A 19,048-nucleotide genomic window follows, 5' to 3' on the forward strand; every position below is an offset into this window, starting at 1 on the left:
AGGAGATCGGCGATCAGCCGGTCGATCCGGTCCCGTTCCGCTGTTCGGCCCGCTACGGGCGCAGCGCCCGCATCAAGAGGTCCGCGAGGTGGTCGGCCACCTGCTGCGGCGTGAGCTGGCCGTCCTCGCGATACCAGGTCGACAGGTGGTGGACGGAGCCGAAGTGGTAGTCCACCACCAGGTCGGCCGGGGTGGCGTCGGAGAAGACCCCGGCGGCCTGGCCCTCCTCGACCAGGGCGCGGAAGCGCTCGTGGTAGCGCCGGCGCTCCGCGCGGACCTGCTTGAACTTCTCGGGGCTGAGCTGGTGCATGGAGCGGAAGAAGATCGCCGCGTCGTCCAGGTTCTCGATCGTGGTGACCACGACGTCGGCGGCCGCGGCGCGCAGCCGCTCCTCCACCGGTGCGTCGGAACCGGCCACCGCGTCGAGCCGCTGCTGCTGGAGCCGCAGCATGCGCGCGTACACCTCGTGCAGCAGGTCGTCCTTGGATCCGAAGTAGTGGTACAGCGCGCCCTTGGTGACCCCGGCCGCCTCGACGATCTCCTGGACCGAGGTCCGGTCGTAGCCCTGCTCGGCGAACAGCCTGGTCGCGACGGCGAGCAGCCGGCGCGGTACCGGGGCCTCGTGCGCCCCGACGGTCTCCGTCGTGGTCTTGGCGGCCATGGCTGTCGCCTCCCTTTCGTGGTTCTCGCGTGTGGGGTGCCGTGCGGACGTGGTCCGGCCGTTTTCAGCCGTGGTTCAGGTCGCGCAGCTCCCGTCGCAGGATCTTGCCACTGGTCGTCTTGGGAAGGACAGGCAGGATCTCCACCCGGCGCGGGTATTTGTACGCGGCGAGTCGCTCGGCGCAGTACGCGGACAGTTCCGCGGGGTCGGCCGCGGTCCCGGGGCGCAGGCTGACGTAGGCCTTCACGCTCTCCCCGCGGTAGGGGTCCGGGATGCCGACGACGGCCGCTTCGCGCACGGCGGGGTGGGTGTAGAGCACGTCCTCGACCTCGCGCGGCCAGACCTTGAAACCGGAGGCGTTGATCATGTCCTTCTTGCGGTCGACCACGTAGAGCCAGCCCTCGGGATCCATGAACCCGACGTCTCCGGTGCGCAGTTCTCCGCCGGGGAAGGCCTTGGCGGTGTCGGCGAGCAGGCCCCAGTAGCCGGGGACGACCTGCGGTCCGCGTACGGCTATCTCCCCGGTCTCCCCGAAGGGGACCTCGGCGCCGCTCTCGTCGAGGATCCGTACGAGGGTGTCGGCGCCGGGCACGCCCACCGAGAGGGTGCCCGAGGCGGGGTCCACGGGGGCTTCGTGGTGCACGGGCACGGAGGCGCAGGGGGCGGTGCACTCGGTGAGGCCGTAGCCGTTGCGCAGGTAGAAGCCGTAGGTGGCGCGCAGGCGTTCGACCAGGGCGGGCGGCAGCGGGGCGCCGCCGGAGGAGACCACCTGGAAGGAGGCAAAGTGGTCCGGGGTGGCCGCGGGGTGGGCGGCGAGCGCCATGAAGGCGGTGGCCGGGCCCACGGTGTAGGCGGGGCGGTGTTCGAGGAAGGCGTCGAGGACGGCTCCGGCGTCGAAGCGGTGGGCCAGGACCAGGGTGCCGGCGTTGACGAAGCAGGCGGCGAGCTCGCACACCATGCCGGTGATGTGGAAGAGCGGGGCGAGCGCGAAGTAGCCGGCGCCTTCGGGGAGGGGGTGCCCGGTCACCTGGCGCACGGCGTTGTGGGTGAGCGCGCCGTGGGGGTTCATGGCGCCCTTGGGGGTGCCGCTGGTGCCGGAGGTGTAGCTGATGAGGGCGGTGTCGGCGGCCTTGAGCTCCGGAACGGGCGGGGCGGGGCGGCCCCGGTGGGCCACGGCGTGGAGGTCGGCGGCGTCGGCCGCCTGCTCCGGGCGGCCCGGCGCGAGGACCCGTACGTCGTCGCGGGTCTGGAAGTCCAGGTCGCAGGCGGTCAGGACGGTGCGTACGGCGGTCCCCCGTGCGGCCCCGCGCACGTACGCGGACCAGGCGCGGGCCTCGCAGACCAGGGCGGTGGCCCCGGAGTCGCGCAGGATGTGGCCGACCTCGCCGGACTTGTACATGGGGTTGAGCGGGACCACGACCGCCCCGGCCTTCCAGGCGGCCAGGACGGCGAGCACGAAGTGCGGGGTGTTCTGGAGCATGACGGCGACCCGGTCCCCGCGGCGGATGCCGTCGGCGGCGAGGTGACCGGCGAGGGAGTCGGAGAGCGCGTCGGCCTCGGCGTAGGTGAGGCGGCCGTCGAAGTAGGCGAGCGCGGTGTGCCCGGGGGCGCGGGCGACGGCTGCCCGGAAGGCGTGCAGCACGCTGGGCGGGGGCTCGATCGGGGCCCGCTGGACCGGGGAGAGCAGGCCCAGCCAGGGCTTGGCGGCGTAGCGGGAGGGCGGGGCGGGCGCGGCCGGGGGTGTCGGGTCTGCGGTCACCGGGTTTCCCACTTGCGCTGGAGGTGGTTCATGCCGCTCAGCCAGCGGTCCGGGTCAGTGGCGCGGGACGCGTAGAAGTCCGCGACCTCGGGGTGCGGGAGGATCAAGAACCGGCCCTTCTCCATGCCGTCGAACAGTGCGTCCGCGACCGCTTCCGGCTCGATCGCGGTCGGCGCGAGGACCAGCTCGCCCGCCGATCCGGCGGCGGTGAGCATGTCGGTCCGGACCCCCTGCGGGCAGATGGCGTGGACCTGGAGCCCGCGGTGGCGGTAGGTCAGCGAGAGCCATTCCGCGAAGGCGAGCGCGCCGTGCTTGGTGACACTGTACGGGGCCGCTCCGATCATGGTCAGCAGCCCTGCGGCCGAGACGGTGGACACGAACCGGCCGCTCCCGCGCTCCAGCCAGTCGGGCAGCAGCAGCCGGGCGGCACGGACGTGGGCCATGACGTTGGTGTCCCAGGCCGCCTCCCAGACGGCCTCGTCGGCGAAGGCGTCGCCGCCGGAGGCGAGGCCCGCGTTGGCGCAGTAGACGTCCACGGTGCCGCCGAGCGCCTCGCGGGCCTGCGCGACCACGGCCGAGGCGTCCCCGGGCACCGCGACGGCGCGGGCGCCGATCGCCTCGGCGACGGAGGCGGCCTTGACGGGGTCGAGGTCGTTGACCGCGACGGTCGCCCCCTCGGCGGCGAAGCGGTGCGCGAGGGCGGCTCCGATGCCGCCGCCCGCGCCGGTGACGACGACTCGCTGGTCCTGGAACGCGTTCACGGGTCCGCCCTTCGTGTGGTGGTGCCTTGGGTGCCTCGGCGCCCTGTGGCGCTGCGCCGCCTGCCGGAACACCGGCAGACTAACCAGTCGGTATGTCCGGGTGGAAGAGTGCGGAGCCCTACTTTGGCGCGATGACGCTGTCGCGACGCGGGTTGCTGGGTCTGGCCGGAGCGGCGGGGGCCGCGGGCGCCCTGGGGGCGGGAGTCCCCGGGACGGGAGCTGCGGGGACGGGAGCTGCGGCGATGCCGTCGCCGGGCGTGGCCGCCGGGCGGGTGCGGACCGGGTTCGAGCGGCTCGCCGCGGACGGGTACGCCGTACTGGCCGGGCAGCGGGTCGGGGTGGTCACCAACCCGACGGGGATCACCGCGGACGCCCGCCACCTGGTCGACGTACTGCACGCGGACGCGGGCGTGAACCTGGTCGCGGTGTTCGGACCCGAGCACGGCTTCCGGGGTACGGCCCAGGCGGGCGGTTCGGAGGGGGCCGGGCGGGATCCTGCGACCGGGCTGCCCGTGTACGACACGTACGACAAGAGCGGGCAGCGGCTCGCGGACGTCTTCACGGCGGCCGGGGTCGACACCGTCGTCTTCGACATCCAGGACGTCGGCGCCCGCTTCTACACGTACATCTGGACCCTCTACGACTGCATGCGTGCGGCCGCGCTCGCCGGCAAGGCGGTGGTGGTGCTGGACCGCCCCAACCCGGTCGGCGCCCGGCGGGCGGCCGGGCCCGTCCTGCAGCGCCCGTACGCGAGCTTCGTGGGCCGGGAGCCGATCGCGCTGGCGCACGGGATGACGGCGGGCGAGCTGGCCGGGCTCTTCGCGGGCGAGTTCCTGCGGGCGGCCGGCGCCGCCCCGCGGCTGGAGGTGGTGCGGATGGCGGGGTGGCGGCGGGAGTCCTTCTTCGAGGAGACCGGGCTGCCCTGGGTGCCGCCGAGCCCGAACATGCCGACGCCGGGCACGGCCCTGGCGTACGCCGGGACCTGTCTGTTCGAGGGGACGAACCTGTCGGAGGGACGCGGTACCACCACCCCCTTCGAGCTGGTCGGCGCGGAGGGTGTGGACCGGCGGTGGGCGGAGGCGGCGAACGCGCTGGAGCTGCCCGGAGTGTGGTTCCGGGAGGCCTATTTCACGCCTTCCTTCTCCAAGCACGCCGGCAGGACCTGCGGCGGGGTCCGGCTGCTCGTCCACGACCGGGAGGCCTTCGATCCGGTACGGGCCGGGATCGGGCTGCTGGTCACCGCGCGGCGCGCGTGGAGCGGCTTCGCGTGGCGCTCCGACCAGTGGATCGACCGGCTCACGGGCTCGGACCGGGTCCGGCGGATGGTCGACGCCGGGGCGGGCGTCGAGGAGGTCGCGGGTGACTGGGCAGCGGGGCTGGCCGCCTTCGCGGCGGTACGGGAGGAGTACCTGCTGTATCCGTGAACCGGTGGGTGCGCAGGGGCTGGCCGGGCGGCCCGTTCCGCAGGATGCTGCGGGGCAGGGACACGGCGTGGAGGGGGACGTCATGGTGCACATCGGCGGGGCGGTGCCTGCGGCGGCGACGAGGACGGCGGTGGGGATCGGGGCCCGGCCGTACGTGGAGCTGACCTTCGACGCGCAGGGCGACGCGGGCCCGGGCGCGCGGGAGGCGGTCTTCGGCATCGAGGCCACGGACCTGCTGGTCTTCGCCCACGGATGGAACTCCGACCGGTCCACCGCGATCCGGCTCTTCGACCGGTTCTACGCCCCCTTCGCGAATCTGGTGGGGACCGGGGTACGGCTGGGGTACGTGGGGGTGGTGTGGCCCTCGATCCGGTTCTCGGACGAGCCGATACCCGACTTCGAGGCCCGGGGCGCTCTGGACGGTGCCGGAGGCGGTGGCGGGGAGCCGGGCCACGGAGCGGCCCTGGACCCGGCCACTCGGCGGGCCCTCGGGGCGTTCTGGCCGGGCCGGGCGGCGGAGCTGGACCGGATCGCCGAGCTGCTGGAGGAACGGCCCACGCGGGAGGGCGACTTCACCGAGTTCGGCGCGCTCGTACGGGAGCTGGCCGGGGTCGACGGGGTGGGCACCGGCGACGATCTGGCGGCGGCCTTCGCCCCGCGCGAGGTGCCGGACTTCCTCAGCGGGGACGTGCTGCGGGTGTGCCGGGAATTCACCGAGGCCCTGGCAGAGGCGGGCGCCACGCTCCCCGGGGACCGGCCGGACTCCCCCCGGGGACTTTCGGACGGAGGGGCCTCGGCCGGCGGTGGGGCCTCGGCCGGCGGTGGGGCGCGGACGCTGTGGAACGGCGCCAAGGAGGTGCTGCGCCAGGCCACGTACTACCAGATGAAGGCGCGGGCCGGGGTGGTCGGCGAGCACGGCCTCGGGCCGCTGCTGGCGGAGCTGGCCGGTCGCCGCCCGGCCCTGCGGGTGCACCTCATCGGGCACAGCTTCGGCGGCCGGGTGGTCTCCTTCTCGCTGCGCGCGCTGCCGTCCGGAGCGCGGAACGTGAAGTCCCTGACCATCCTCCAAGGGGCCTTCTCCCACTACGCGTTCGCCGACAGCCTGCCGCACGACCGGGGGCGCGCAGGCGCCCTGCGCGGACTGCAGGGCCGGGTCGACGGACCGCTGACGGCCTGCCATTCCCCCTACGACTCCTCCCTCAAGGTGTTCTACCCGCTGGCCTCCCGGATGGCCGGCGATTCGGCCGGTCTGCTGGGTTTCGACGAGCGGTGGGGCGCGATCGGGCACGACGGCGTACGGGGGGTGCCGGGAACCCCCCGGCTGACGCTGGACGCGGCGCTGCGGGACGGCCTGCCCGCGGCGGGCTGCGTGAGCGTGGACGCGGGCTCCGTGGTCCGGCGCGGCGGAGCCCCCTCGGGGGCGCACAGCGACATCTGCCACGAGGAGCTGGCCCGGCTGGTGGTGGCCGCGGGGCGCATGGGGCGCTGAGTTCCGGCCACGTGCCACCCGTACGCCTCGACCGCCCCCGCATGCGCCCGCACCGGGCCGGGCATGTTGGGCACACGGCGCCGGTCCTGTGGCGAACACAGCGCGTCGGGCACGGCGCCCGGTGCTGGGCGCCCGGCGGAGGTGAAGGTGTGATGGCGGGATTCCGGAGTCTGGCCCATCAGGTGCGCGACACACGCAACGACGGGGCGCTGCGGCGCCATTCGCTGCGGCGCTGCCTGGAGCGGTTCGCCCCGTACGGGCACCGCGCGACCTGGTGGCACCTGTGCGACCGGCACGGGATCGGCCCCGAGGACCGGGCGGCGGACCCCTCGCGGCTGGTGGCCGCGCTGGATGAGCTGGAGGAGGCGCGGGCGGTCTGGCTGGAGTACGAACGGCAGTTCGCGGAGCGTCGGCGGCGCGAGAAGCACGACGGGCTGCGCCGGCCCGAGTGGGCGTGGAGCGGCAGCGGGGACGCGGTGGTGCGGTGCGCCGATCCGGGCGTGCGGCCGCAGGGGGCGCTGGGCGAGGTGCTCAGACGGCTGGTGGAGGCACTGGAATCGGAGCCGGGGACGGGGTGCCCGGTGTGCGGGGCGCGGGAGTTGCACTGGCCGGCGCCGTCGGGGGCGGCAGCCCGGGCTTCGGCCGTCGGGCCGGGTGGCGGGACGGGCGGTGGGACAGGCGGGGCCGGTGGCGGGCCCGCCGGGGCTTCGGCCGTCGGGTGGGCGTGGGACGGGCCGGTGTGCGCGGGCTGCGGAATCGTGGTGCCTAGACCGGCGCTCGCGGACACGGCGCTACAGGCGGCGGATCTGGCGGGGGCGGCGTGAGCGACGGCGACATGACCGGTGGCGGCGCGAGCGGGGGCGGCGCGATCGGTGGCGGCGTGAGCAGGGCGGGCGCGTGAGCAGGGCGGGGGCGGGGCCGACCCTGGTGGTGTCGCTGAACGGTTCCCGGAGCGCCGCCGACGGCTCGGCCGTCCCGATGAGCCCCGAGGACCTGGTGGACGCCGCGCTGGCGGCGGTGGCTGCCGGGGCCCGGGAGGTGCTGGTCCATCCCCGCACCCCGTGCGGGCGCGAGAGCCTCTCCCCCCGGGTGGTCGGGCCGCTGCTGGAGGCCCTGCGCGACGCGGGCCTCGGGGCCGGCGGCAGGGTCCGGGGCGGTCCCGGGCCCGGTGACGGGGTGGCGCTCTCCGTGGCCGTGAGCGTGGGGGCCGAGCCGGATCACGCGGGGCGGCTGGCGCGGGTGCGGAGCTGGACGGTACTGCCCGACCGGGCGGTGGTGCGTTTCGCGGAGCCGGGAGCGCGGGAGCTGGCCGAGGCGCTGCTGGAGCGCGGGCCGGCGGTGGACGCCGAGGTCGCGGTGCGCGGAGCGGCGGTGGGCGCCGGGGCTGCGTTGCGCAGGCTGGCCGTGAACGCCGAGGCCGCGGCGGACGGGCTGGCGGTGGACGTCAAGGTCGCGGCGGACGGGCCGGCGGTGGATGCTCAGGACGCGATGGGCCGGCCGGCCATGGGCGCCGGGGGCGCGGTGTGCGGGCCGGCAGGGGATGCGGGGGTCGCCGAGGGCGGGCCGGCAGGGGATGCAGGGGGCGCGGCGGACGGGCCGACGGTGGACGCCGAGGATGCGATGGGCCGGCCTGCGGTGGGCGCCGTGGGCGGGGGTGCCGGCTCGGTCGCTCGGTTTCTCGCCTGGCCGGTACGGGAGCCCGCGCGGGTCCGGCTGGCGGTCGAGCTGGCTTCCGCCGACCCGGGTCCGGTCGCCGAGCTGCTGCGCCGGCTGCCGCCCGTGCCGGTGCTGCTGTTCGGGCGGGAGGAGGCCGCCTGGCCCGCGCTGCGGCTGGCCGCTCGGTACGGCACCGGGGCGCGGATCGGCGTAGGAGACGTGCTGCACCTGCCGGACGGCCGGGCGGCACGCTCGAACGCCGAACTGGTCGCGGCGGCCGCCCGCGCGCGGGAGGTCACAACAGCCGGGAGCCGGTGATGCGTTCGCCGAAGACGTCGTCCGGGTTGGAGAGCGCACAGTTCTCCAGGGAGAGGCATCCGCAGCCGATGCAGTCGGTCAAGTGATCGCGCAGGCGACCGAGTTGGGCAATGCGACGGTCGAGCTCGCCACGCCAGCTCTCGGAGAGCCGGGCCCAGTCCTCGCGGTTGGGGGTGCGCCCTTCGGGGAGTTGGGCGAGGGCGTCGCGGATGCTGGCCAGGGGGATGCCGACGCGCTGGGCGGCCCGCACGAACGCCACGCGGCGCAGCGCGTCGCGGGTGTAGCGGCGCTGGTTGCCGGAGGTGCGGCGGCTGCTGATCAGGCCCTTGGCCTCGTAGAAGTGCAGCGCGGAGACGGCCGCGCCGCTGCGGGCGGACAGCTGGCCGACGGTGAGCTCGTGGACCTTCTCGGGAATCTGCGGCACACCGCCGAGGGTAATCGGCCGGGCCGGGATTCGGGGCCGGGCACGTCGTTGACAGATCCATGACGGCCCCAGCATGCTGAGCAAGCGCTTATTCGCCAGGGAGAGGTACGGGTATGTCCGAGCCGAGGATCTTCACGTCCGCCGAGGAGCTCACCGCCGGGATCGGCGCACCGCTCGGCCCGAGCGAGTGGCTGGAGGTGGACCAGAAGCGGATCGACCTCTTCGCGGACGCCACCGGGGACCACCAGTGGATCCACGTGGACCCGGAGCGGGCGGCGTCCGGACCCTTCGGCTCCACCATCGCGCACGGATACCTCACGCTGTCGCTGCTGCCGAGCCTGGTGCCGCAGATCATGCGGGTCGAGGGCATGAAGATGGGCATCAACTACGGGCTCGACAAGGTGCGTTTCCCTGCGCCGGTGCCGGTCGGGTCGCGGCTGCGAGCGACCGCACTGATCACCGAGGTCGTGGAGGCGGGCGGCGGCGTGCAGGTGTCGGCCACCGTGACCGTCGAGATCGAGGGCGGCGCGAAGCCGGTGTGCGTGGCGGAGTCGGTGTCCCGCTACTACTTCTGAGCCACTGCGCAGCTACTGCTCGCGACCCACTACCGGGCCGTGCCCGGCGCATCGGCCGCGCCGGAGCCCGCGCCCACCATGCGGAGCACGAGGCCGGCGTAGAGCGCGCCGACCTCGTCGGGCGTACGGCGGCCGTCCGCGCTGAACCAGCGGGCGACGTCGATGCAGAGCGACAGCACGGCGAGGGTGGTGCCGGGGACGTCCGGGACGAAGAACTCCCCGGACGCGACACCGTCGGCGAGGATGCGGCGGATGGCCGCGTCGCTCTGCCGGCGCAGGGCCACGATCTCGGAGCGGTGCTCCGGAGCGAGGGCGTCGAGCTCGTACTGGACCACGCGCGCGGTGGTGTGGTGTGCCGCGTGCCAGCGCACGAAGGACCGTACGGCCGCGTCGAGCCGCTCGGCGGCGCTGCCGGGGCCACCGGCGGCGGTGTCCAGGATCTCCAGGGCCTTGTCGTGGCCGATCCGGCTGATCCGGTGGAGCAGCTCTTCCTTGGTCTTGTAGTGGATGTAGAGCGCGGCCGGGCTCATGCCGGCCCGTCCCGCGATGTCCCGCGTGGTGGTGGCGTGGTACCCGCGCTCGGCGAAGGCCTCCACTGCGGCGACGAGCAGCCGCCGCGCGGCGTCGGGGGTGACCTCCGACCACGGCCGGTAGCCGCCGGTCTCCTCCACGCTGTCCATCGCTCGCTCACCCTCTTCGGCCGGTAGGAATGAACACCTTACCTGAGGGTGAGCAAGCGCTTAGCGATCCTGGGAGGTGGGCTGCTCGGGGCGGCGAAGGGGTCGTAGCTCGTCATGATCTTCTCCATCCGGGCCTGGTCGACCCGGGTGACGATCTGGGTGACCTCCTGGCGGTCGCGGATCACCTTGGCGAGGGTGAAGGCCGAGGTGGTGAGGTAGAGGACGGCGATGCCGAGGAAGGCGCGCACCCAGCCGTCGGCCTCCATGTTGTAGATCCCCAGGGCGACCGCGCCGATGGCGACGCCGAAGGAGGCGACGGCCTGGCCGTAGTAGGCACCCGTGTTCTGCTGCTTGACCGGTGTCTCGTTCATGGGTCCAGCATCGGGCGGGCCGGGCCCCGGCACATCCGCGCGCGTACTCACGTACGTACTCAGAAACTTCGGGGGCTCAGAAGCTTCAGGGGCTCAGAAGCTTCAAGGCCACAGGAGCTTCAGGGCCTCAGAAAGCCGAAACCCCGGTGCGGGCACGGCCGATGAGGAGTTTCTGGATCTGGCTGGTGCCCTCGTACAGGGTCATCACGCGGGCGTCGCGCAGGAGCTTGCCGGCCGGGTACTCGTCGATGTAGCCGTAACCGCCGTGCACCTGCAGGGCGTTGCTCGCGGCGCGGACGGCGGCTTCGGAGGCGAAGAGCTTGGCGGTGGAGGACTCGGTGGCGAAGGGCAGTCCGCGGTCGATCAGATCGGCCACCCGCCAGGTCAGCAGCCGGGCCGCGTCCACGTCGACGGAGATGTCGGCGATCAGCTCCTGGACCAGCTGGTGGTGGGCGATCGGCTTGCCGAACTGCTCGCGCTGGGCGGCGTAGGAGACGGCCGCGTCCAGCGCGGCCTGGGCGATGCCGACACAGCCCGCGGCGACGGACATCCGGCCCTTGGCGAGGGCCGACATGGCGACGGAGAAGCCCTTCCCCTCGGGGCCGAGCATCGCGGAGGCCGGCACGCGCACGCCGTCGAGGGAGAGTTCGGCGGTGGCCTGGCCGCGCAGGCCCAGCTTGCCGTGGATCTCGCGGCGGGTCAGGCCCGGCGAGTCGGTGGGCACGAGGAAGGCGGAGATTCCGCGGTGGCCGGGGTCCTCGTTCGTGCGGGCGAAGAGCAGGACCACGTCGGCCCAGGTGCCGTTGGTGATGAACATCTTGCTGCCGCTGATCACGTACGAGTCGCCCTCGCGCCGGGCTCGGGTGGTCAGGGCCGCGGCGTCGGAGCCCGTTCCGGGCTCGGTGAGGCCGAAGCAGCCGAGGGCTTCGCCGGAGCACAGGCGGGGCAGCCAGGCGCGCTTCTGCTCCTCGCTCCCCCAGGCGGCGACGGTCTTGGCGACCAGGCCCAGGGAGACGGAGACGATGCCGCGCACGGCGGAGTCCCCGCGGCCGAGCTCCTCGGTGACCAGGACGTAGGAGAGGTGGTCTCCGCCGGAGCCGCCGTACTCCTCGGGGACGGTCAGGCCGAGGAAGCCGACGGAGCCGAGCTTCTTCACGACGGCCCGGTCCACGCTCTCGGCGCGGTCCCACTCGGCGGCGTACGGAGCGATCTCGCGCTCCGTGAACGCGCGGGCGAGATCACGGACGGCTGACTGCTCCTCGCTGAGTTCCAGATTCACCGGGCACCTCCTGGTGGGGACGGGATCGGACGGGGTTAATTACCACTGCTAGTTTAAATCTGGCAGGCCTTACTATGTGGCGCATGGCCAGACCGCGCAAGCCCCTTCTCAGCAGATCGCTCATCGTCGAGGCGGCGGGTGCACTGGTGGACGCCGAGGGGCTGGAGGCCGTTTCGACGCGGCGGCTGGCGGCGGCGCTGGGGGTCAGCGGGCCTTCTCTGTACAACCACTTCCGCACGAAGGACGAGATCCTGGACGCGGTCGCGGACGCGGTGAGCGCGCGGGTCGACCTGTCGATGTTCGAGGCAGAGGACGGCCGGGAGTGGCAGGTCGCGCTGCGCGACTGGGCACACTCCTACCGGGCCGCCCTGTCCGACCATCCGAACATCGTGCCGGTGCTGGCGCGCGGCCCGGGCCGCAGGCCGGCCGGTCTGCGGGTCGCGGACGCCGTGTACGGCGCCATGACGGCGGCCGGCTGGCCGCCGGCGCAGGCGACCCGGATCGGGGCGCTGATGCGGTACTTCATCCTCGGCTCGGCCGTGAGTTCCTTCGCCCGGGGTTTCGTGGACGACGAGACGGCATACGACCCGGCCGACTACCCGCACCTGGGCCAGGCCCACCTGCTGGCGGAGCGGCAGCGCGAGGTGGACGAGGGCGCCTTCGAGACGGGCCTGGCGGCGCTGCTGGACGGCCTGGCCCTCCAGTACGCGGCGCTGCGGGAGACGGCCTGACGCCGCCTGACGGGAGGCCCGCACCGAGCGGGCCTCCCGTACGGGCAGGCGGCTAGAAGACCACCAGCGAGCGGCCGCCCTTGCCCGCCAGCATCGCGTCGAAGGCCGCCGGGATGCCGTCGAGGGTGATCCGGTCGGTGACCAGGGCTCCGAGGTCGAGGCGGCCCGCGCGGACGTGTGCGGCGATCACCGGGAGGTCGCGGGCGGGGTCGCTGTTGCCGTAGACGCAGCCGGTGAGGGTGCGGGCGAAGTGGAAGATCTCCAGAGCGTGGAAGGTGACCTGCTGATCCTTGCCACCGATACCGACGACCGTCGTGCGGCCGCCGCGCCGGGTGGATCCCCAGGCGCCCCGGATGCTCTGCGCCCGGCCGACGCACTCGATGGCCACGTCCACGCCGTGGCCGCCGGTGAGTGCGCGGATGTCCTTGGCCGTGTTCTCGGAGGTGAGCAGGAACTCCGTGGCACCGGCCGCCCGGGCCAGTTCCTCCTTGTCCGGGGAGACGTCCACGGCCACGATCGGGCCCGCCATCGCGACCCGGGCCGCCTGAAGGGCGACCAGACCCACGCCGCCGACTCCGAAGACGGCCACCGACTCGCCGGGGCGGACCTGGGCGCTGTGGTGGACGGCTCCGTAGCCGGTGAGGACCGCGCAGCCGAGCAATGCGGCCTCGGCGAGCGGGATCCCCGCGGGGGCGGGCAGGACGCAGTTGGCCGCGACGACCGTCTCCTCGGCGAAGGCGGCCACGTTCAGCCCGGGGTGCAGCTCGACCCCTTGGGCGTCGTGGGCGTACACCGCCCCGATCCCGGCGAGCGCGTTGGCGCAGAGCCAGACCTCGCCGATCGTGCAGTGGTGACACTGCCCGCAGGACGGGGCCCAGTTGAGCACCACCCCGTCGCCGGGCGCGACGTGGGTGACCCCTTCGCCGACGGCGAGGACCGTGCCCGCGCCCTCGTGGCCGAGGACTGCGGGTACGGGCACCTTCATGGTCCCGTTGGTGAGGGAGATGTCGGAGTGGCAGACCCCGGCGGCGGCGAGCCGCACCCGGACCTGGCCGGGGCCGGGCTCGGGCAGCACGATGTCCCGGATCTCCAGGGGGGCTCCGACGGCGGGCAGGATGGCGGCGCGAACCATGATCGTCGTCTCCGTGTGTGCGGTTGCGGGGCTGGACTGTGCGGTTGCGGGGCCGGGCTGTGCGGTTGCGGGGCCGGACTGTGCGGTTGCGGGTCTAGAACTGCAGGGACTTGGTCTGCAGGAACTCGGCGAGGCCGTGCGGGCCAAGCTCGCGGCCCACGCCCGACTTCTTGTACCCGCCGAAGGGCGCGAGCGGGTTGAAGCGGCCGCCGTTGATGTCCACCTGGCCGGTGTCCATCAGGCGGGCGAACGCGACGGCCGTCTCCTCGTCCGCCGCCCAGACCGCCCCGCCCAGCCCGTAGTCGGTGCCGTTCGCGATGGCCAGGGCCTCGTCCTGGTCTCCGTAGGGAAGGATCGACAGCACCGGGCCGAAGATCTCCTCCCGGGCGATGGTCATGTCGGGCGTGACGTCGGCGAACACGGTCGGGGCGATGAAGTACCCCTGCTCGTGCGGGGCCTCAGGCCCGCCCGCGACGAGGCGCGCGCCCTCCTCCACGCCCTGGGTGATGAAGCCGCGGACGCGGTCGCGCTGTTTGGCGCTGACGACCGGGCCGAGGCGGGTGCCCGGGTCGAGGGGGTCACCGGAGGCGTACTTGGCCGCGGCGGCGGCCGCGAGGGAGACCGCCTCCTCGTAGTCGTCCCGGTGGACGAGCATGCGGGTGAGCGCGTTGCAGCTCTGGCCGGAGTTGTTCATGACGTGGCCCACGCCCGAGGCGACGGCCTTGGCGAGGTCGGCGCCGGGCAGGATGACATTGGCCGATTTGCCGCCCAGTTCCAGGGCTACCCGCTTGACGGCGGCGCCGGCGGTGGCACCGATCTGCTTGCCGACGGCGGTGGAACCGGTGAAGGAGACGAGGTCGACTTCCTCGTGCGCGGCCAGGGCCTGGCCGGCGACCACGCCGGTGCCGGTCACCAGGTTGAAGACCCCGGCCGGGATCCCCGCCTCGTGCACGGCTTCGGCGAAGAGCTGTGCGGTCAGCGGGGTGTCCTCGGCGGGCTTGAGGACGATGGTGCAGCCTGCGGCGAGAGCGGGTGCCACCTTGGCAACGATCTGGTGCAGCGGGTAGTTCCAGGGGGTGATCGCCCCGACGACGCCGACCGGCTCCAGCAGCACGGTCGAGTTCCCGATCCGCTCCTCGAAGGCGTACGAGGCCCCGAGCTCGGCGTACGAGGAGGCCACGGCGATCGGCGCCCCGACGTGGACCATCTCCGAGAACCCCAGCGGCGAGCCCAGCTCGGCGGTGATCGTCTCGGCTATCTCGGACTTGCGGGCGACCAGCACGTCGCGCAGGGCCCCGATGAGGGCGGCCCGCTCGGCCGGAGCGGTGGCCGCCCAGGCCGGGAAGGCCGCGCGGGCCGCTCGTACGGCCGCGTCCACGTCCTCGGCCGTGCCGGCCGGAACCGAGGCGATGGGCTGCTCGTCGGCCGGGTTGAGGACCTCGATGCGGCCTTGGCCGAGGGCGGCCCGCCACTCGCCGCCGATGTACATCCCGTCATGGGCCTTCATGGCAATCCTCCCGAGCACGCGCGAGCGCGTGGACCTGTAGACCGATGGACCGGTGGAGCGCTGTGGATCTGACGTCGCCACCACCCTACAAACTAGCGTCGGTAGTTTTGTGTGCGCCAGGGGCGGAGGGGATCAGATGATGCCGAAAAGCATCCCTGCCGCCAGGACCACCAGGGAGGTCAGCGCCGCCCATTTCACGGTGAACCGGGTGTGGTCGCCGAACTCGACCTTGGCCATGCCGACGAGGACGTAGACGGCCGGCACGAGCGGGCTCGACATGTGCAGGGCCTGCCCGACCAGGGAGGCGCGGGCGATCTCGAGCGGGGAGACCCCGTGGGCGGCGCCGGCCTCGGCGAGGACCGGCAGGACGCCGAAGTAGAAGCCGTCGTTGGACATGAAGTAGGTGAGGGGCAGGCTGAGCAGGCCGGTGACCAGGGCCATGTGCGGGCCCATGCCCTCGGGGATGGCGCCGACGAGCCAGTCGGCCATGTGCTTGACCATGCCGGTGCCGGTGAGGACGCCGGTGAAGACGGCGGCGGCGAAGACCATGCCGGCGACGTTCAGGACGTTCTCGGCGTGGGCGGCGATCCGGGCCTTCTGGTCCGGCATGTGGGGGAAGTTGACGGTGAGGGCGAGGGCGGCCCCGAGGAGGAAGAGCACCGGGATCGGGAGCAGTTCCATGATCATGGCGGTGAGCAGGGCGACGGTGAGGCTCGCGTTGAACCAGTAGAGGCGGGGCCGCAGGGTCGGGCGGTTCGGGTCCAGGCCCTGGAAGCCCTCTTCGCCGGGGGTGGTGTCCCCGGTGGGGGTGGCGCCCTCGGTGGGGGTGGGCGGGGTGGACGCCTCGGAACCGGTGGGCGCTTGGGAACCCCCTGCGCTCCCGGCGGCGGTCGTGGCCTTGCCGGCCGCGACCAGGAGTTCCCCGGCCGGCTCCGCCGACCGCTCGGTGTCGGCGGGGAGGGTCAGCAGGCCGAGGCGGCGGCGTTCCTTGAGGCCGAGGACGTAGGCCAGGGCGAAGACGAAGAGCAGGCCCACGGCGAGCGCGGGGATCATCGGTACGAAGATGTCGGCGGCGTCGAGCTTGAGCGCGGTGGCAGCGCGGGCTGTGGGGCCGCCCCAGGGCAGGGTGTTCATGACGCCGTTGGCGGTGGCCGCGACTCCGGTCATCACCACCAGGCTCATGCCGAGGCGCTTGTAGAGCGGGTACATCGCAGAAACAGTGATCATGAAGGTGGTCGAGCCGTCGCCGTCGAGCGAGACGATGGCGGCGAGGACGGCGGTGCCGACCACCACGCGCATCGGGTCGGCCCTGCAGAAGCGCAGGATGCCGCGCACGATCGGGTCGAAGAGGCCGACGTCGATCATCACGCCGAAGTAGACGATGGCGAACATGAGCATGGCGGCGGTCGGCGCGAGCTTGCCGACTCCGTCGATGACGTAGCCGCCGAGCTGCGCGCCCTGTCCGGCGAACACGCAGAAGAGCGCGGGGATGAGGACGAGCGCCGCGATGGGCGACATTTTCTTCAGCATGATCAGGACCAGGAAGGTCGCGATCATGGCGAAGCCGAGGAAGGTCAGCATGGGGGGAACCTAGGTGCCTCCTCTGGGGGCCAACAAGACGTCAACGCGTGAGCAATACGAGCAAAACCCCAGCTCAGGGGATGGGTGTCAGTTGGACGGGGAAGCCGTTGAGCACGGCCGTACCGGAGAGCGGGTCGAGCCGGCTGCCGTCGAGGAGCTGGTTGACGTTGACCCCGGGCACGGCCGCGGCCACGGAGAGGCGGGTGCCGGGGCGGTCGTGGCCCCAGCCGTGCGGGAGGCTCACGACTCCGGTGCGCAGGGTGTCGGTGACCTCGACGGGAACCTCCAGGCTGCCGCCGTCGGCGGTGATCCGGGCCGGGTGCCCGTCGGTGAGACCGAGCCGGGCGGCGTCGTCCGGGTGGACCTGGAGGGTGCAGCGGTTGGAACCTCCGGCAAGGGCCGGAACGTTGTGCAACCAGCTGTTGTTGGACCGCAGGTGGCGGCGGCCCACGAGCACCAGGGCGGCGGGGCTGTCGGCGAGCGCCCTGCGCAGCCTGGGGAGTTCGGCCGCGATCGGGTCCGGCAGGAGCTCGATCCTGCCGCTGCGCGTCTTCAGCAGGTCCGGGAGCCGGGGCTGCAGCGGGCCCAGGTCGATTCCGTGCGGGTGCGCGCGCAGCTGCTCCAGGCCGAGGCCGCCGGGGGCGGGGGCAGGGGCGGTGCCCGGTTCCGCCGCGCCGTCGGGCGCGCCCGGGCTGGTCCCCGTAGCGGCGCTTCCGGGCAGGGTCGGAGCCGCGCCGAACCGGTCTCCGTAGGGGCCGAGCCGGAGCATCATGTCGAGGCGGCGCTCGGGGCCGCCGTCGCCCGCGAGCAGCCCGGCGAGGCGTACCGGGTCCTGTCCGTGCAGGGGAGATTCCGGGTCGGCGCACTCCCTGGCCAGCGTGGTCCCGATGGCGAGGTCGTCCACGGCGACCGGGTCGGTTCCGTGCATGCCGGAGACGGCGAGTACGAGACGGGCGTGGATCTCGCACTCGTCCATGCGCCCGTCTTCGAGCGGGACGGCGGGCGGTGAATAGCGGACCTGGTTGCGGATGGCGAAGGTGTTGAAGGAGAAGTCGAAGTGGGCGCTCTGGGAGGGCGGCGCGGGAGGCAGGACCACGTGGGCGTGGCGTGAGGTCTCGTTGAGATAGGGATCGATGCTGACCATGAAGTCGAGCCCGGCCAGGGCCGCGTCGAGGCGCCGGCCGTCGGGGGCGGACAGCACGGGGTTCGCCGCGATGGAGACGAGGGCGCGGATCCGCCCGTCCCCCGGGGTCTCGATCTCCTCCGCCAGCGCGGCCATGGGCAGTTCGGCCTTGGCCTCGGGGTGACCGCTGACCCGGCTGTGCCAGCGCCCGAGGCTGAAGCCCTTGCCGGGTCCGGCCGGCCGGGGTGCGCGGTCGGTCGCGGACAGCGGGAACAGGGCTCCGCCCGGCCGGTCGAGATTGCCGGTCAGGACGTTCAGCACGTCGACCAGCCAGCTGGCGAGCGTGCCGTACTCGACGGTGCAGCTGCCGATCCGCCCGTAGACGGCGGCGGTCGGCGCGGCCGCGAGATCGCGGGCGAGGTCGCGGATCTCTTCGGCCGTGAGGTCGCAGGCGGGTGCGACGGCCTCGGGAGTGAAACTACCGAGCGCTTCGGCGAGTTCCCCGATTCCCTGCGTGTGTTCCGCGAGCACGCCCGGATCGGCCAGCTCCTCGGCGAGCAGCGTCTGGGCCAGGGCGGCGAGCAGCAGCGCGTCGCTGCCGGGGCGCGGCGCGAGGTGGCGGTCGGCGAGCTTGGCGGTGCGGGTGCGGCGCGGGTCGACGACGACGAGGGTGCCGCCCCGTGCGCGCAGCGCCTTGAGCCGGCCGGGGAAGTCGGGTGCGGTGCACAGGGAGCCGTTGGACTCGACCGGGTTCGCCCCCAGGAGCAGGAGGAAGTCCGTGCGGTCGAGGTCCGGGACGGGGATGGCGAAGGGATCCCCGAAGAGCAGCCCGCTGGAGACGTGTTTGGGCATCTGGTCGAGGGTGCTGGCCGTGAAGAGGTTGCGGGTGCCGAGCGCCTTGAGGAGCAGGGGAGGGTAGAGCTGGCCGGCCATGGTGTGGACGTTCGGGTTGCCGAGGACGACGCCGACGGACTGGGGACCGTACGCACTCACGAGCGCGGGGACCGCGTCGGCGATGGCCTGGTAGGCCTCCTCCCAGGTGGCCTCCACGAGTCGGCCGTCGCGTCGTACGAGGGGGGTCCGCAGCCGGTCGGGATCGGCGTCGAGGCCGCCGAAGGCGGCACCCTTGGGGCAGATGAAACCGCGGCTGAACACGTCGTCGCGGTCCCCCCGGGCCCCGGTGACGGCGGTGCCTTCGATGGTGAGCGTGAGGCCACAAGTGGCTTCGCACAGGGGGCAGATGCGCAGGGCGGTGCGGGGCATGGGCCCTCCAGGGGCAGCTGGCTGCGACACGGGGCACGGGCGCCGGACCCGCGCGGGCGGCACGAGCATACCGACCGGTAGGCACGGTGGGGAGGGTCCGCGCCACACGGATCCGGGACGGCTCCGCCTGGAGGGGGCGGGGGGCGGGGCCTGGCTTGAGAGGCGGGTTGGGGTGGCGGATCGGGCCAGGGCCGGGGCCGAGCTCGGAGCCGGGCTTCGGTGGCGGGGCCAGGGCCGGGCTCGGAGCCGGGGCCGGGGCCGGGGCCGGGTCCAGGGCCGGGTCCAGGGCCGGGGCCGTACTCGGAGCCCGGCTC

The 19,048-nt window shown here is 73.6% G+C and carries 17 protein-coding genes; 6 read left to right on the forward strand and 11 right to left on the reverse strand.

The window, feature by feature from the left end; translation table 11 throughout:
• Positions 1–52: 52 nt before the first annotated feature.
• From ACFWBW_RS18265 to ACFWBW_RS18275, 3 genes are all read right to left on the reverse strand, one after another.
• A complete protein-coding gene (locus ACFWBW_RS18265; protein WP_385373578.1) occupies positions 53–661 on the reverse strand; it encodes a TetR/AcrR family transcriptional regulator in 609 nt (202 codons plus the stop codon).
• A 64-nt stretch (positions 662–725) separates the two neighbouring features.
• Entirely contained in the window at positions 726–2,420 is a 1,695-nt protein-coding gene (locus tag ACFWBW_RS18270) for a class I adenylate-forming enzyme family protein (RefSeq protein ID WP_385373580.1), read from the reverse strand.
• Entirely contained in the window at positions 2,417–3,181 is a 765-nt protein-coding gene (locus ACFWBW_RS18275) for an SDR family oxidoreductase (RefSeq protein WP_385373582.1), read from the reverse strand. The genes ACFWBW_RS18270 and ACFWBW_RS18275 overlap by 4 nt, the downstream gene beginning before the upstream one ends.
• A 131-nt stretch (positions 3,182–3,312) precedes the next feature.
• Between ACFWBW_RS18275 and ACFWBW_RS18280 the strand changes: the two genes are divergently transcribed.
• The 4 genes from ACFWBW_RS18280 (at position 3,313) to ACFWBW_RS18295 (ending at position 8,068) form a co-directional block, all read left to right on the forward strand.
• Positions 3,313–4,605 carry an exo-beta-N-acetylmuramidase NamZ domain-containing protein gene (locus ACFWBW_RS18280; protein WP_385373584.1) on the forward strand — a complete coding sequence of 431 codons (1,293 nt, stop codon included), beginning with the start codon at positions 3,313–3,315 and terminating at the stop codon, positions 4,603–4,605.
• Positions 4,606–4,672: 67 nt separating this feature from the next.
• Positions 4,673–6,094 carry a serine-threonine protein kinase gene (locus tag ACFWBW_RS18285; protein ID WP_385373586.1) on the forward strand — a complete coding sequence of 474 codons (1,422 nt, stop codon included), beginning with the start codon at positions 4,673–4,675 and terminating at the stop codon, positions 6,092–6,094.
• 152 nt (positions 6,095–6,246) lie between these two features.
• The gene (locus ACFWBW_RS18290) at positions 6,247–6,918 is read left to right on the forward strand and encodes a hypothetical protein (protein ID WP_385373588.1); all 672 of its coding nucleotides are present in this window, start codon (positions 6,247–6,249) and stop codon (positions 6,916–6,918) included.
• A 73-nt stretch (positions 6,919–6,991) separates the two neighbouring features.
• A complete protein-coding gene (locus ACFWBW_RS18295; protein WP_385373590.1) occupies positions 6,992–8,068 on the forward strand; it encodes a 3-keto-5-aminohexanoate cleavage protein in 1,077 nt (358 codons plus the stop codon).
• On the opposite strand, the gene soxR is transcribed toward ACFWBW_RS18295, so the two are convergent.
• On the reverse strand, positions 8,046–8,492 hold the full coding sequence (gene soxR, locus ACFWBW_RS18300; protein ID WP_385373592.1) for a redox-sensitive transcriptional activator SoxR: 447 nt from the start codon (positions 8,490–8,492) through the stop codon (positions 8,046–8,048). The genes ACFWBW_RS18295 and soxR overlap by 23 nt on opposite strands.
• Before the next feature lie 113 nt (positions 8,493–8,605).
• Here soxR and ACFWBW_RS18305 point away from each other — a divergent pair, with 113 nt between their 5' ends.
• Positions 8,606–9,067 (forward strand): MaoC family dehydratase, encoded by a 462-nt coding sequence (locus ACFWBW_RS18305; protein WP_385373594.1) that lies wholly within the window; start codon positions 8,606–8,608, stop codon positions 9,065–9,067.
• Positions 9,068–9,096: 29 nt separating this feature from the next.
• On the opposite strand, the gene ACFWBW_RS18310 is transcribed toward ACFWBW_RS18305, so the two are convergent.
• The 3 genes from ACFWBW_RS18310 to ACFWBW_RS18320 all read right to left on the reverse strand — a co-directional run bounded on the left by ACFWBW_RS18310 (position 9,097) and on the right by ACFWBW_RS18320 (position 11,397).
• Entirely contained in the window at positions 9,097–9,747 is a 651-nt protein-coding gene (locus ACFWBW_RS18310) for a TetR/AcrR family transcriptional regulator (RefSeq protein ID WP_385373596.1), read from the reverse strand.
• A 38-nt stretch (positions 9,748–9,785) separates the two neighbouring features.
• Positions 9,786–10,118, reverse strand: a complete 333-nt coding sequence (locus ACFWBW_RS18315; RefSeq protein WP_385373598.1) for a YiaA/YiaB family inner membrane protein — start codon at positions 10,116–10,118, stop codon at positions 9,786–9,788.
• A gap of 127 nt (positions 10,119–10,245) precedes the next feature.
• Entirely contained in the window at positions 10,246–11,397 is a 1,152-nt protein-coding gene (locus ACFWBW_RS18320) for an acyl-CoA dehydrogenase family protein (protein WP_385373600.1), read from the reverse strand.
• 74 nt (positions 11,398–11,471) lie between these two features.
• Here ACFWBW_RS18320 and ACFWBW_RS18325 point away from each other — a divergent pair, with 74 nt between their 5' ends.
• Positions 11,472–12,128: a TetR/AcrR family transcriptional regulator gene (locus tag ACFWBW_RS18325; RefSeq protein ID WP_385373602.1), complete on the forward strand. Its 657-nt coding sequence runs from the start codon at positions 11,472–11,474 to the stop codon at positions 12,126–12,128.
• A gap of 52 nt (positions 12,129–12,180) precedes the next feature.
• Here ACFWBW_RS18325 and ACFWBW_RS18330 read toward each other — a convergent pair whose 3' ends face one another.
• The 4 genes from ACFWBW_RS18330 to ACFWBW_RS18345 form a co-directional block, all read right to left on the reverse strand.
• Entirely contained in the window at positions 12,181–13,260 is a 1,080-nt protein-coding gene (locus ACFWBW_RS18330; RefSeq protein ID WP_385373604.1) for a zinc-binding dehydrogenase, read from the reverse strand.
• A 94-nt stretch (positions 13,261–13,354) separates the two neighbouring features.
• Complete coding sequence (locus ACFWBW_RS18335) at positions 13,355–14,767, reverse strand: aldehyde dehydrogenase family protein (RefSeq protein ID WP_385373606.1); 1,413 nt, start codon at positions 14,765–14,767, stop codon at positions 13,355–13,357.
• A 132-nt stretch (positions 14,768–14,899) separates the two neighbouring features.
• The gene (locus ACFWBW_RS18340; RefSeq protein WP_385373608.1) at positions 14,900–16,348 is read right to left on the reverse strand and encodes a CitMHS family transporter; all 1,449 of its coding nucleotides are present in this window, start codon (positions 16,346–16,348) and stop codon (positions 14,900–14,902) included.
• Between the two features lie 73 nt (positions 16,349–16,421).
• On the reverse strand, positions 16,422–18,734 hold the full coding sequence (locus tag ACFWBW_RS18345) for a molybdopterin oxidoreductase family protein (protein ID WP_385373609.1): 2,313 nt from the start codon (positions 18,732–18,734) through the stop codon (positions 16,422–16,424).
• Positions 18,735–19,048 lie beyond the last annotated feature (314 nt).

The sequence above is a fragment of the Streptomyces sp. NPDC059957 genome, from assembly GCF_042730015.1.
Classification (GTDB): domain Bacteria; phylum Actinomycetota; class Actinomycetes; order Streptomycetales; family Streptomycetaceae; genus Streptomyces.

Excerpts from the sequence above, each read along its gene's own strand:
- ACFWBW_RS18315 (WP_385373598.1), bottom strand. The coding sequence starts at position 10,118 with ATGAACGAGACACCGGTCAAGCAGCAGAACACGGGTGCCTACTACGGC.
- ACFWBW_RS18345 (WP_385373609.1), bottom strand. The coding sequence starts at position 18,734 with ATGCCCCGCACCGCCCTGCGCATCTGCCCCCTGTGCGAAGCCACTTGT.
- ACFWBW_RS18305 (WP_385373594.1), top strand. The coding sequence starts at position 8,606 with ATGTCCGAGCCGAGGATCTTCACGTCCGCCGAGGAGCTCACCGCCGGG.
- ACFWBW_RS18325 (WP_385373602.1), top strand. The coding sequence starts at position 11,472 with ATGTGGCGCATGGCCAGACCGCGCAAGCCCCTTCTCAGCAGATCGCTC.
- ACFWBW_RS18280 (WP_385373584.1), top strand. The coding sequence starts at position 3,313 with ATGACGCTGTCGCGACGCGGGTTGCTGGGTCTGGCCGGAGCGGCGGGG.
- ACFWBW_RS18330 (WP_385373604.1), bottom strand. The coding sequence starts at position 13,260 with ATGGTTCGCGCCGCCATCCTGCCCGCCGTCGGAGCCCCCCTGGAGATC.
- ACFWBW_RS18340 (WP_385373608.1), bottom strand. The coding sequence starts at position 16,348 with ATGCTGACCTTCCTCGGCTTCGCCATGATCGCGACCTTCCTGGTCCTG.
- ACFWBW_RS18290 (WP_385373588.1), top strand. The coding sequence starts at position 6,247 with ATGGCGGGATTCCGGAGTCTGGCCCATCAGGTGCGCGACACACGCAAC.
- ACFWBW_RS18335 (WP_385373606.1), bottom strand. The coding sequence starts at position 14,767 with ATGAAGGCCCATGACGGGATGTACATCGGCGGCGAGTGGCGGGCCGCC.
- ACFWBW_RS18310 (WP_385373596.1), bottom strand. The coding sequence starts at position 9,747 with ATGGACAGCGTGGAGGAGACCGGCGGCTACCGGCCGTGGTCGGAGGTC.
- ACFWBW_RS18265 (WP_385373578.1), bottom strand. The coding sequence starts at position 661 with ATGGCCGCCAAGACCACGACGGAGACCGTCGGGGCGCACGAGGCCCCG.